The sequence below is a fragment of the Kitasatospora sp. MAP12-44 genome, assembly GCF_029892095.1.
Classification (GTDB): domain Bacteria; phylum Actinomycetota; class Actinomycetes; order Streptomycetales; family Streptomycetaceae; genus Kitasatospora.
Genome location: NZ_JARZAE010000004.1, coordinates 1,770,276 through 1,782,064, shown reverse-complemented (window position 1 = coordinate 1,782,064; position 11,789 = coordinate 1,770,276). Strand labels below are relative to the sequence as shown.

Annotated in this window: 12 protein-coding genes; 2 read left to right on the top strand and 10 right to left on the bottom strand. The window is 70.7% G+C overall.

All coding sequences use genetic code 11. From position 1 onward, the window contains the following. Positions 1-6 precede the first annotated feature (6 nt). Positions 7-924, bottom strand: a complete 918-nt coding sequence (locus tag P3T34_RS08565; protein ID WP_280665402.1) for a helix-turn-helix transcriptional regulator — start codon at positions 922-924, stop codon at positions 7-9. Positions 925-1,478: 554 nt separating this feature from the next. Between P3T34_RS08565 and P3T34_RS08560 the strand changes: the two genes are divergently transcribed. Further along, on the top strand, positions 1,479-2,750 hold the full coding sequence (locus P3T34_RS08560; protein ID WP_280665401.1) for a hypothetical protein: 1,272 nt from the start codon (positions 1,479-1,481) through the stop codon (positions 2,748-2,750). Positions 2,751-2,756: 6 nt separating this feature from the next. Here the strand turns inward: P3T34_RS08560 and P3T34_RS08555 are convergent, their stop codons facing one another. From P3T34_RS08555 to P3T34_RS08530, 6 genes are all read right to left on the bottom strand, one after another. Beyond that, positions 2,757-3,671: a terpene synthase family protein gene (locus P3T34_RS08555; protein ID WP_280665400.1), complete on the bottom strand. Its 915-nt coding sequence runs from the start codon at positions 3,669-3,671 to the stop codon at positions 2,757-2,759. Between the two features lie 350 nt (positions 3,672-4,021). Further along, positions 4,022-4,867, bottom strand: coding sequence for a helix-turn-helix transcriptional regulator (locus tag P3T34_RS08550; protein WP_280665399.1), 846 nt, complete (start codon positions 4,865-4,867; stop codon positions 4,022-4,024). Continuing rightward, complete coding sequence (locus P3T34_RS08545) at positions 4,864-5,400, bottom strand: DUF6879 family protein (RefSeq protein ID WP_280665398.1); 537 nt, start codon at positions 5,398-5,400, stop codon at positions 4,864-4,866. The genes P3T34_RS08550 and P3T34_RS08545 overlap by 4 nt, the downstream gene beginning before the upstream one ends. A gap of 3 nt (positions 5,401-5,403) precedes the next feature. Next, on the bottom strand, positions 5,404-5,610 hold the full coding sequence (locus P3T34_RS08540) for a hypothetical protein (RefSeq protein WP_280665397.1): 207 nt from the start codon (positions 5,608-5,610) through the stop codon (positions 5,404-5,406). A gap of 169 nt (positions 5,611-5,779) precedes the next feature. Next, complete coding sequence (locus P3T34_RS08535) at positions 5,780-5,971, bottom strand: hypothetical protein (RefSeq protein WP_280665396.1); 192 nt, start codon at positions 5,969-5,971, stop codon at positions 5,780-5,782. A gap of 199 nt (positions 5,972-6,170) precedes the next feature. After that, positions 6,171-7,046, bottom strand: a complete 876-nt coding sequence (locus P3T34_RS08530; protein WP_280665395.1) for a 3-hydroxybutyryl-CoA dehydrogenase — start codon at positions 7,044-7,046, stop codon at positions 6,171-6,173. A 195-nt stretch (positions 7,047-7,241) separates the two neighbouring features. On the opposite strand from P3T34_RS08530, the gene P3T34_RS08525 reads away from it, so the two are divergent. Beyond that, positions 7,242-8,063 carry an SDR family oxidoreductase gene (locus tag P3T34_RS08525; RefSeq protein ID WP_280665394.1) on the top strand — a complete coding sequence of 274 codons (822 nt, stop codon included), beginning with the start codon at positions 7,242-7,244 and terminating at the stop codon, positions 8,061-8,063. A 4-nt stretch (positions 8,064-8,067) separates the two neighbouring features. Here the strand turns inward: P3T34_RS08525 and P3T34_RS08520 are convergent, their stop codons facing one another. From P3T34_RS08520 to P3T34_RS08510, 3 genes are all read right to left on the bottom strand, one after another. Continuing rightward, a complete protein-coding gene (locus P3T34_RS08520) occupies positions 8,068-9,060 on the bottom strand; it encodes a 2-dehydropantoate 2-reductase N-terminal domain-containing protein (protein WP_280665393.1) in 993 nt (330 codons plus the stop codon). Positions 9,061-9,139: 79 nt separating this feature from the next. After that, entirely contained in the window at positions 9,140-10,045 is a 906-nt protein-coding gene (locus tag P3T34_RS08515) for a polysaccharide deacetylase family protein (protein ID WP_280665392.1), read from the bottom strand. A 150-nt stretch (positions 10,046-10,195) separates the two neighbouring features. Next, positions 10,196-11,770 carry an alpha-amylase family glycosyl hydrolase gene (locus tag P3T34_RS08510; RefSeq protein ID WP_280665391.1) on the bottom strand — a complete coding sequence of 525 codons (1,575 nt, stop codon included), beginning with the start codon at positions 11,768-11,770 and terminating at the stop codon, positions 10,196-10,198. Positions 11,771-11,789 lie beyond the last annotated feature (19 nt).

Genomic DNA, 11,789 nt, shown 5'->3' with positions numbered 1-11,789 from the left:
TGTCGGCTACTCACTGCCCGCGTCGGGGATCTTCCCCCGGCGCAGGGCTGCCACCAGCTCGTTGATCTTCGCCATCGCCTGAGCGGAGAGCCCGCCGCCCTGGTCGCCCCGCGCGGCCAGGGCGAGGCCGGTGCCGTGCACCATGAGCTGGATGCCCTCGACGACCTGGCGCTCGACCTGCTCGTTGGACTGGAAGAAGAGCGGCGAGACGCCGAACACCTCGGACAGCCCCTCGTACACCAGGCTCTCCGGCAGCTCCGCCAGCACCTGCGGTGCCGGCGGCTCCCCGGTGCGCAGCGCGCGCACCTGGGCCTCGCCGAGCACGTACCGGCCGGCCCTGGCGTTGACGGCGGCGGCGATCGCCTCGTCCGAGGGGCGTTCGGCGGGGCTGAAGGTGCGCTCCAGCAGATAGCGGATCTTCTCGGCGAGCGTCTGCGGGGTCGGCGTGTGGGGCGTCGGCGTGCGGGCCTGCGCGCTCTGGCCCCTCTGGCCCAGCGCAGGTGTGAGCTCCCCGAACGAGCGGTCCTGCGCCGCCAGCAGCAGCGCCTCGCTGACGCCGTACGCCTGCGCCAACTTCGGTACGTAGCCGGGGTCCAGGCGGCGCACCCCGCGCTCGGCGTTGCTGACCGGGATATGCGACTTCGTCCCGATGATCTCGCCGGTGCGGTTCTGCGGATAGCCGGCGTCGCACCGCAGATCGGCCAGATCCGGCTCCCCGTCGCGCGGGAACAGCTCGTCCAGCGTCCCCCCGAGTGTGGCGGCCAGAGCCGACAACCGCTCGGCCTCGGGGAAGGTCTCGCCGCTCTCCCACTTCGCGACGGTGGGACGCCGCACCCCCAGCGCGTCCGCCACGTCGGCCTGGGTGCGCTCTGCGGCTCGGCGCATCCGACGCAGATCGCGGCCGTCAAAATGGCGGGCAGGCATCCCGGTACTCCTGAATACGAACGGTCGAAGTGGGTCAGGCGGGCAGCAGGGTACTTTCGACTACCAGCTTGATAGCCAAGAGTACATCAAGTACTGTCCGCTATCGAGGAGAACGCAGCGCCCCCCGGCCGTTATCGCCGGGAGTCCTGTGCCGCCTCGACCCGTTCAGGACCGCCATGCCCGCAGGCAGGGGACGGTGTCACCCATCACTGGAGACAAGGATGAGTGTGTCATCACCCAACCCCCGCCCGCAGGACGACCGCGGATTTCGGCACCCGATCGCCCCGCGCACCCGGATAGCCCCAGGTACGCGACGGCACGACACCTCCTGGTGCGCGGTGCCGTGACGCGGTCGGCATCAGCCGCGCGGCGGGGGTGGGCCCGTACAGGGGTCGGGCCCACCCCCGCCGGGCGGCTGATGCCGAAGCACGCGAGCCGGGCCGTCTCAGCTCCAGGAGGGGGGAGCTGAGCCGGCGCCGCTGTGGTGTGACATGGGCGTGATCTGCATCCGCGATGATGTTTGATCTTGCCTCTGCTATCCCGAATGGTTCACCGTGCCCCAGCAGTCCCAGCACCTCTTCCGCACGGCCGGCATCGTGCTCGCCGCCACCCTCGCTGTCACGGCACTGGGTGGCTGCGGTGGCGTCCTCGCTCCGGAGAAGGTCCTGACCGCTGACCAGTTGAAGAGCGAGCTGCTGACCGCACCGGTCGGATCCCGGCCCTACAGCCAGGGCACCCTGGCACCCGGCGGCATCCTGAATCGTGACCAGTTTGTGGGCGGCGTCCCCGGCGATCAGTTCCAGGACACTGAGAAGCGCGACCTCGACGGCGATGGCTTCAAGTACGCCGTCGAGACGAACTGGGATGCGCTGGACGGCACAAACGTCGATGTCTACCTAGTCCAGTTCGCCCGGGACGCGGGGGCGCAGGACTTTGTCAGCTGGGGCTCGGCGAGCGCCGCGATGACGCAGCTGCCGGTCGAATCGCTCGTCGCGGTGCCGGGCATTCCGGGGGCCGAGGCGTACACCGCCGGCGCCCTGGACCAGCTCGGGTACATCCGCAACAGCGCGTGGTTCTCCGTCGGCAACGTCGCGGTCGACCTGCACTACTACACCGACGGCGCTCCCGAGGCCGCAGGACTGAAGCAGCTCTCGCAGGCCCAGTACACCCGGCTGACCAGCCAGGTCACCACCCCCTCGCCGCTGCCGACCTCAGCCCGCACCGCTCCCGCGCCGGTCGCGGCGAACGCGAGCGACCAGAGCCGCCTGGTGAGCGACTTGGTGACTCCGCCCGCCGACTCCCGGCCGTGGCCGGACGACGGCCGGAACGGGCCCACGGGCATCCTGACGCTGCAGCAGTTCGTCACTCGCTTCGCCACCACGGCCAACCAGCCGAAGGTCACCGCCGAGGAGACGACTCGAGGCTTCCAGTACGCGGTCCGCGAGGATTGGGTCGCCTCCGACGGGACTGAGGCGAACGTCCAACTGCTGCAGTTCGCCTCGGTGGCTGGAGCCCAGAGCTTCACCCTCAACGTCCAGGGCGGAACCGGGAACGTCGTTGGCAGCAGCGGCTCGTACGCGATTCCCGACAGCGGTGACGCCCGGGCCTTCGAGCACGCAGGGCTCAACGGCAACGGCAAGGTCTGGACCGAGTCCTATGCCGTGGTCGGCGATATCGCCGTCAACGTCGACCTCTGGGTCCCGGCCAAGGCCGACCGAGCCGCGGCGACGGCTCTGATCCAGCGGCAGTACGCCAAGGTCCTGGCCGACCCGACCATCGCCGCCGCAGCCCAGGCAGCCCCGCCCCTCCCGACCCCGAGCCCCTGACCCTTCTCAGTGGCGGCCGATGACGGTCCGGCGCAGCTGGTGCGCGACCGCGTTCCGTCCCTCCGGCGTGGGCGGTGCGTACCGGGTGCTGGCGGAGGTCCATTCGCGCAGCGCGTGCCGGAATGAGTCGAGGTGCATCGCGAACCGGGCGGTGTCCTCCATCAAACCGTCCCGCGCCGCCGACGGGCGCGCCTCATCCGAGTACTCCCGCAGCGCGCAGCGCAGCCACCAGAAGCGGCCTTCTTCGGCGTGCAGTTGCTCGCGTACTTTCTCCCGGGCGGCGGTGGGCGGCATGCCCTCGCTGCGCGCCAGCGCGTCGAGCGCAGTGAAGGTGTCGCCGGCACCGGCGGCGAGGTCGTTGGCGAGGTACCCGCACGCCGAGAACGCTGCCAACAGCGACTGCACCAGTGGACTCTCCCAGTCCGGCGTGACGACCTGCTGCGCCAACTCCGTCCACATCGCGGCGAGCACCATCCCCCCGTCCGGCGGCCGGATCGTCATGTACTCCCGCAGCGTCGGCACTCGACCCGGCTGCACGAAATCGACCAACTTCCCGTGCGCCGCCTCGATCCAAGCGACCATATGGCCCTGGTACCGGTCCCACCAGTCCCCCGGCATGACCTGCCGCGTCCGCTCGACCAGATCGGCCAGCGCCCGCACAGCGGGATGATCCTCGGGGGTGACCGGCTCACTCTCCTCCACCGTGTCAACCAGACGCCCAACGAACCCGCCCACGTCCAGCGGCGCCGCCTCACGCAACTCCACGTCGAGCACATCGTCCAGCCGCCACGTCAACAACGCCCACTCCACCGCCAGTTGCAACGGCGCCCCCGAAGCCCCCGGCCACGCCCGCAGGCAAAGTCCGACATACCCATGGCCGAGATAGCCGTCCGGCTCCGAGTGAAGCCCGTGCTCCACCATCCACGTCCGGGCCCCAACATGCACATCCGTGTGCCGCCGGTCGGTAGGGATCCCCATCAGGACCCCTCCCCGGTGTGGTCCGCACACGCCACGACGACCCAGGAGAGGCCGTCCACGAGCAGGTGGCCAGCGGACACCAAAGGCGGCCGTGAGCTGCCGCAGCGTACGCATGCCAGTTCGTGTAGCTGGTTGTACGTCAGGATTGTTTCTGCGTACGGCAGCCCGGCGGCGGGCTGCGGCACGGCTACCGCAAGATCTGCCATGGGGGCAACGCTAGGTGAGCGGTTCAACACCTGACGTCGTTGTTTCTCTCTGGTTCTCCGGCCGGTTCCTGTGGTTCGAAACGGTTCTCAGAGAGATCCCAGCGCAGCCCGCGCGCGAGCGATCAGCCGGTGCGCCTCCGCCCGATACACCGCTGACCGCTCCAGGGTCGACCACGCCCGCCCGTACAGCGCGATGTGCTCCGGATCGTCTACCCACAACGACGCGTGCACCGTCTCAACAGTCACACGCTGGTCATCGAAGATCCAGAAACCGTGCTTCAACGTACTGCCGAGGCGGGCGCCAAGCGGGACGATCCCCAGCGCCAGCGTGTCCAGGCCCAGCAGACCGATCAGCCGGTCCAGCTGGGCCGCCATCGCCTCAGCTGGGCATACGAGCTCGTGCAGCACGGCCTCCCAGATCAGCACCTGGTAGCGCCTTCCCGCCTCGTACAGCACATCCTGCCGGCGAAGTCGAGCACGGACGGCCTGCTCAACGTCGGCAGTACCACCGTGCAGCTCTCCGGCCATCGTCAGCACAGCTCGGGCGTAGTCGGCAGTCTGGAGGATGCCTGGTATCACCGTTGCTTCGTAGCCGCGGACCGCCGCCGTCTGCTGGTGGCGGAGGTGCGTGGCCTCCTGGAGCGGCGCGTAGCCAGCCGCGATCTCCCGTTGGACCGACTGATGCTGCGTCTCAAGGCCTCGGAGTTGGATCGCCAGATCTGCAGCCAGCTCGGGCCGACGGGCCGCCGCTGCCCAGTCCTCCAGGTCAGCCACGGTGGCAGTCTGCCTACCAGTCTCCAGTTTCGAGACTTTCGAGTGCGCCGACCAGCCGCAACGGGCGGCGAACTGACGTGCTGTCAGGCCGGTCTCGGCGCGCAGCTCGCGAAGCCGCGCACCGAGCATCTCCCGGGCCCTCTGGTAATCGGTGCTCACATGGTGGACGGTACCGCCCTGGTGAACTCGGCGTGCGGGATGGCGTGATGCCAGGCCGCATCCCGCACCTGGCAGAAACCCAGCACACGAGCGGGGTCTTCAATCAGCTCGATGCCGAGCTGCCGCGAGCCGTCATAGTGGAAGAGCGCCCCAAAGCGTGAGTCGAAGATCCACACGTCGATCCGTGGCAGGCTCAGCCGCTCCGCGTTCGGTCGCCAAAGGTACCGGATGTCCTCGCCGACGGCGAGCGTGAGCGGAGCTCGCGCGAGCAGGTACCGCTCACCATCGGTCGCGGGCTGGCTCACCAGGCGCACCCGCTCGATCCGCCGCCCGGTGTCGATCAGCGCCCGGCGCTGGGCGTACCAGGGGTCGTCGGACTCGTCCGGCCACGACTCTCCACGTAGCCACTGGGCGTATGTCTCAGTGCGCTCGTCAGCCTCGTACGACGGCTGCGACTCCAAGCGCCATGCGGTGTGCTCGAACTCCTCGAAGAGCCGCGACAAAGCCGGTCCGGCCGGCAGCAGGTCGGGCACCAGCTACTGCTTCGGCGCGAAGCGGGTCAGGAGCTCGCGCGGGACGACGACCACTGCATCGGCCTCGCCGAACTTGACCATCTGGGCGAGCTCGTCCGGATCGGTCACGAGTTCACCCTGCACCGCGACCCGATCACCGGGCAGCTCGTACAGAACTGGGCACTCGTTGCGGTCGGACGTGGTGCCGATGAAGCGGAACTCGCGCGCCATGGCGGCCTTCCTCTCTGCTGGTTGAGGCATCAGGATGCCGCACTGGCGCATGGAACGAGGCTGAACCGGTGAAGTGCCGAGACGGAGTGGCCGGAGCGGGTAGCGTCGCCTGGATATCGTCGGCGCCGTCCCCTGCGATCGCGGCACCAGACGCTGAGAGCGGCACCGGTCAGCCCGGTTTTCGTGTCTTCGTAGGGGTCGGCGAATCACCGGTGAAGCCAATGGGGGCTTTGGCTGCCGGCTCGGTCGGATCGCCGAGCAGGCGGAGGGCTGCGGCTTCGGCTTGCCGGAGCAAGGCCGGGCTGGAGCCGTCCAGTTCGATCGTCACGGTGTGGGTGCCGCGGGTTGCCGTGATGCGCATGTCTGCTCCCGGAATGCCGAAAGGCCCAGCCGAAGTCGGCCGGGCCTTTCATGAGTTGGCGCACGTGTGGTGCTGTCGCCATGTTGACACGAGCTGCCGATCACGCGCAAGAAGTCGCTCCGCCCGGGCGCTGGGGGCATTGCGAAGGCCCCGCAGCGGGTGAGTTGACGTCGAGTCAGACGGTCAGTCGGACGGTCGGTCAGGCGGAGGCGGAGGCGGTGTAGTCGTAGAAGCCGCGGCCGGACTTGCGGCCCAGCAGGCCCGCGTCGACCATGCGGGAGAGCAGCGGGGGAGCGGCGTACAGCGCTTCCTTGTACTCGTCGTACATCGAGTCGGCGATCGAGGCGATGGTGTCCAGGCCGATCAGGTCGCACAGGCGCAGCGGGCCCATCGGGTGGGCGCAGCCGGCCTCCATGCCCTTGTCGATGTCGGCGGCGGTGGCGACGCCGGACTCGAACATCCGGACGGCGGAGAGAAGGTAGGGCACCAGGAGGGCGTTGACCACGAAGCCGGCCCGGTCACGGGCGCGGATCGGCTCCTTGCCGAGGACCTGGATGGCGAAGGATTCGACGCGGGCGGTGGTCTCGGCGGAGGTGGTGAGGGTCGGGATGACCTCGACCAGGCGCTGCACGGGGGCGGGGTTGAAGAAGTGCAGGCCGATCACCTGCTCGGGCCGCGAGGTGGACGCGGCGAGCTTGACGATCGGGATCGAGGAGGTGTTGGACGCGATGACGGCGTCGCGGCGCTGCATCACCTGGTCCAGCTTCTGGAAGATCTGGATCTTGATGTCCTCGCGTTCGGCGACCGCCTCGACCGCGAGGTCGCGGTCGGCGAAGTCGGCGAGGTCCGTGGTGAAGGAGAGCCGGGAGAGCGCCTCGTCGCGCTGCTCCTCGGTGAGCTTGCCGCGCTTGACGGCGGTCTCCAGCGAGTTGGTCAGCCGGGTACGGCCGTACTCCAGGGCCTCGCTGCTTGCCTCCGAGACCAGGACGTCCAGTCCGGCCCGGGCGAACACCTCGGCGATGCCCGATCCCATGAGGCCGCAGCCGACCACTCCGACGCGCGCGATGTCGCTCACTCATCTGCCTTTCAAGATTCACTGCCGGGCGGGATCGCCGCCCTTGTCGCTTGACGGTACTACTCCGAGTGGCTGAAGCGCCTACTCGGCCGGAGGTTCGGCCGATCGGATGAGGTGGCCGGGCTTGTCCGTGTGGCCGGGGCGCGGGCGGGACGGGCGGGAGGATGCTGTCGGCCGACACCAAGGGAGCGAGTCATGCGCAGCGGGACGCTGGACGGGCAGGTGGGCCTGGTCACGGGTGGGGGCCGGGGGATCGGACGGGAGATCGCGTTGGGGTTGGCCGCCGAGGGGATGGCGGTGGGGCTGGTCGGCCGCTCGCAGCAGTCCTTGATCGACACGCTGAAGGCGTGCGTGCGGCTGGGGGCCAGGGGAGTGGCGGTGTCGGCCGACGTGGCCCGGCCCGGGGCGGTGCGCGAGGCGGTCCGGGCCATCGAGCGCGACCTGGGGCCGATCGACCTGCTGGTGAACAACGCCGGCCAGATCGACCGGCGCGAGGAGCCGATCTGGGAGGTGGACTCGGCGCAGTGGTGGCAGGTGGTCGAGGTGAACCTGCGCGGGCCGTTCAACCTGATGCGCAGTGTGCTGCCCGGCATGGTGGAGCGCCGGCGCGGCCGGATCCTCAACCTCAACTCCGGCTTTGCGCTGCGCCCCGACGGCCACTACACGGCGTATGCGACGTCCAAGGGCGCGCTGCTGCAGCTCTCCGACAACATCGCCGACTCGCTCGCCGAGCACCATGTGGTGGTGCTGGACATCAGCCCCGGCGCGGTGGCAACCGACATGACGGCCGGGATGCCGATGTTCGCGGGGATGAAGGAGTGGAACAGCATCCCGTACATGGTGGCGGTGGCGGTGGACGCGGCTCGCGGCCGGTTCGACGCGCTGCACGGGCGGTTCATTCACGCGGGGCGGGACAACCTGGAGCTGCTGTGTGCGTGCGCCGAGCAGATCCGGGAGCTGGACGCCCGCACCCTGCGGTTGCGTCCGTACGGGCCCGACGACCCGCTGGGTGGGTGAGAGCTCAGAGCGCGGCCGGCGCGGTGAGCTCCTCCGGCGTCAGGCTCCCGGCGGGGCGGCCGTCGCGGATGAAGGCCGTGGCGAGGTGCTGCAGGCGCTCGTTCAGCGGGGCGGGCACGCCGTGCAGGCGGGCGAGCAGCACGATCTCGCCGTTCAGGAAGTCCGTCTCGATCGAGCCGGCGCCGCGGCTCACGCTCTGCCGGGAGGAGTTGCCGTCGTACTCCACGCCCTCCACCGGGTCGCGCCGCTGGTCGCCGCGCAGTACCTGCTCCTCGGCGGCGGGCAGGTAGTCGATCCCCGCCGCGGTCAGCACCCGCTCGCCCTCGGCGAGGGTGTGCCGGTAGAACTCCATGAGGGGCCCGTCGACGATCGGTCCGGCCAGGGCGTCGATGACGTTCGCCAGGTTGCCGATCAGCTTGCCGTACTTCCAGCGCAGCACGTCCTCCCGCACCGGGGCCCGGAAGTGGGACTTCTCCAGGTCGTCGGCGATCGCGCGGACGGTGTCGTCGGCGCCGGCCGGGTAGCGGCCCAGGGTGAGGATGCCGCTGAGCGGCGCGCCGGGTGCGGCGACGTGCCCGGGCTCCAGGTGGGAGGCGGGCATCCAGAGGCACATCCCGTAGACGCGGCGGAAGCGGCGCAGCGCGAGCCGTTCGCTCTCCACCCCGTTCTGCGCGCAGACCAGCGGCAGCAGGTCGCCGGCCGTGCCGCCGCCGAGCACCGGTTGGCCGGCCCAGGTCTCCAGCAGATCGGCGCTGTGCTGGGTCTTCACCGTCAGGAGCAGGACGTCGTCCGGGTGCAGCGTCAGCTCCTCCGGGCCGCCGACGGCGTGGATGCGCAGCGTGCGGGTGGACTCCGGGGTGCTGAACCGCAGGCCGTCGGCCTGAAGGGCGCTCAGATGGCGGCCTCGCGCGACCAGCACCACCTCGTGCCCGCCCTCGTGCAGCCGCCCGCCCAGGGCGCCGCCGATCGCCCCCGCCCCGATGATCACATAGCGCATGGGGCGAGCCTTTCACGGCCGAACAGCGGAAGGGAAGGGCCGCATGGTGTTCAGGCGTGGGCTCAGTTCAGGCGTGGGCTCAGGACAGCAGCTCGCTGGCGGTCACCGCAGTCAGGCCGCGCTGGCTGAGCGCGTCCAGCAGGTTCGGCAGGGCGTCCACGGTGCCCTGGTGGCCCATGTGCAGGGCGACGATCGAACCGGCCCGGACCGAGCCGAGGATACGGCGCTGGACGACGTCCGCGCCCGGGTCGGAGTAGTCGCGCGGGTCCAGGCCGAAGGAGAGGCAGTGCTCGTAGCCGACCTTGCGGGCCTGCTCCTTGACCGTGGCGGTGGCGTACTGGGCGGCGGAGGGGCGGAACCAGCGGCCGATCGAGCCGGTGAGCTCCTTCAGGTGGTCGGCGCACTCGGCGATCTCGTCGTACGCCTGGTCCGGCGACATGCTGCAGATGTCGAGGTGGTTCTGGGTGTGGTTGCCCAGCTCGTGCCCGCCGTCCAGGATCCGCCGGGCCATCTGCGGCTGCTCCTCCAGCCAGGTGCCGACGGCCAGCACGGTCACCTTGGCGCCGTGCTGCTCGGCGGCCTGCAGGATCGCGGTGGCCAGCTCCGGATCGCCCTGCCCGTGGAAGGTGAGGGCGATCTGCTGGCGGTCGCGCGGGCCGTTGACCACCTCGAACGGGGTGTCATCGGCCAGCGGCACCAGCACCGGGGGCGTGGGCGCCGCGGGGGCGGTGGCCGCCGGCGAGGCCAGCTGGGCGGGCTGGGCCGGTTCGGACGCCTGCAGCCTGGTTAAGGCGGGGGCCACGGTGGGTGCGCCCGGCGCGTCGGGCGCGAGGGGTGGTCGCCCGGGCGCGGCGAAGGACGTGGTCAGCGGTCGGCTCGCGGTGGCGGTGGCCTCCTTCCCGCAGCTGGGAAGGACGGCGCCCGCCGCTGTGAGAGCGGCCAGCTGGGTAGCGGTACGCAGAATCCTGCGGCGGTTGATTGTCATCGTTGGCAGCATAAATACGACATATCAACCGGGCGATTCGGCGAGTGCCCGGGCGAGGGGCTCAGCGGTCCAGTCGGCGCCCGCAGCGGGGGAGCCGGGTTGAGTTCTGCGGCGCCGAGCCAGAGCAGCTCGATCCTTCTTCGGCCTCGCTCACCGCGCCGCCGCCAGTTCGAAGATCCCGTAGGAGAAGCCGGCCGCCCGGACCAGGCCGTCTGCCGCCTCGACCCCGTGCACCGCCAGCGGCAGGAGCGGGAGTTCCAGGGGCAGTTGGGCGGCCGCCCGGCGCGGGTTGACCACCACCAGATGCGTGCCGCCGCGCAGGTGGACGAACGGGTAGTCCTCGTGCAGGACTTCGACGCTGCCGCCCGGCCCGAGCGCGGGGGTGTCGCGGCGCAGCCGGATCAGCCGGCGCACGTGCTGCAGCAGCGAGTCGGGCTCGGCGCGCTGGGCCGCCACGCTGGGACGCCCGGGGTCGGGGTCCAGCGGGAGGTAGAGCTCGGCGGCGGTGGAGAAGCCGGCCCCCGGGCCGTCGTCCCACTGCATGGGGGTGCGCGAGCCCTGCCGCTGCTCGGTGCCGAACTGGCTGCCCTCCTTCTCCGGCAGCCCGGGGACGAAGCGCATGCCGATCTCGTCACCGTAGTAGATCACCGGCAGGGTCGGCCAGGTCAGCAGGAAGGCGAAGGCGGCGGGGAGTTGCTCGTGGGTGCGCGGGCCGCAGGCCAGTCGGGAGAAGTCGTGGTTGGCAGTGGGCAGCGCGATGCAGCCGGTGCCGTCGACGGCGGCCTCGGCCTGCCGCCAGGCGGCCAGGAACTCGGCCGTCGAGCCGCGCCCCTGCGGGTCGAAGAAGCAGGGCTCGCCGTGCGCCCAACTGCCTTGGCTGCCAGTGCCGTTGTCCCAGAGCGAGCGCAGCGCGCGACCGGTGAAGTGCAGGAAGAAGTCGGCGTGCAGTCCGGCCGGGATGGAGACCGCCGGGTCGCCCCACTCGGCGAGCAGCACCCGGTCCGGGTAGTGGGCGTCCAGCCAGTCGCGCAGCTCGCCCCAGAGCCGGCCGGTTTCCAGGTGCCCCGGGTCGTCCTTGACCAGCGAGGAGGCCATGTCGACCCGGAAGCCGGCCACCCCGAGGTCGAACCAGTACCGCATGATCTCGCGCAGCGCCGCCCGGTTGGCGAGCGGTCCGGGCGCGTCGACCGGCTGGCGCCAGGGCTCGGCGGGGTCGGGGCGGGCGTAGCCGAAGTTGAGCGCGGGCTGGATCGGGTAGAAGTTGGCGCGGTAGAAGCCGCCGCGCGCACCCTGGTTGGGGATCCACTCGCCGACCGGCCTGGTGATCCGGTCAGACCAGATGTAGCGGTCGTCGCCGGGGGTCTGTGCGGAGTGCTGGAACCAGGGGTGCCGGTGCGAGGTGTGCCCGGGCACCAGGTCGAGCAGCACCCGGATGCCCCGCGCGCGGGCCGCCTCGACCAGCGCGACGAGGTCCGCGGTGCTGCCGTAGCGCGGGGCGATGCTGAGATAGTCCGCCACGTCGTAGCCGGCGTCGCCGAACTCCGAGGCGAAGCACGGGCTCAGCCACACTGCGGTGACCCCGAGCCAGGCCAGGTGGTCCAGGCGGGCGGTCAGGCCGGGCAGATCGCCGATGCCGTCGCCGTCGGTGTCCGCGAAGCTCTGCGGATACACCTGGTAGAGCACGGCCTCGCGGAGCCAGTCGGGCACGGGCGGTCGGGACGTCATGGCGCCCAGCGTAGGCGCG

Bases quoted from the DNA above. Each gene is read 5' to 3' on its own strand.
- P3T34_RS08565 (WP_280665402.1), bottom strand. From the start codon at position 924: ATGCCTGCCCGCCATTTTGACGGCCGCGATCTGCGTCGGATGCGCCGA.
- P3T34_RS08555 (WP_280665400.1), bottom strand. From the start codon at position 3,671: ATGGTGGAGCACGGGCTTCACTCGGAGCCGGACGGCTATCTCGGCCAT.
- P3T34_RS08540 (WP_280665397.1), bottom strand. From the start codon at position 5,610: ATGGCGCGCGAGTTCCGCTTCATCGGCACCACGTCCGACCGCAACGAG.
- P3T34_RS08535 (WP_280665396.1), bottom strand. From the start codon at position 5,971: ATGCGCATCACGGCAACCCGCGGCACCCACACCGTGACGATCGAACTG.
- P3T34_RS08525 (WP_280665394.1), top strand. From the start codon at position 7,242: ATGCGCAGCGGGACGCTGGACGGGCAGGTGGGCCTGGTCACGGGTGGG.
- P3T34_RS08520 (WP_280665393.1), bottom strand. From the start codon at position 9,060: ATGCGCTATGTGATCATCGGGGCGGGGGCGATCGGCGGCGCCCTGGGC.
- P3T34_RS08515 (WP_280665392.1), bottom strand. From the start codon at position 10,045: ATGACAATCAACCGCCGCAGGATTCTGCGTACCGCTACCCAGCTGGCC.
- P3T34_RS08510 (WP_280665391.1), bottom strand. From the start codon at position 11,770: ATGACGTCCCGACCGCCCGTGCCCGACTGGCTCCGCGAGGCCGTGCTC.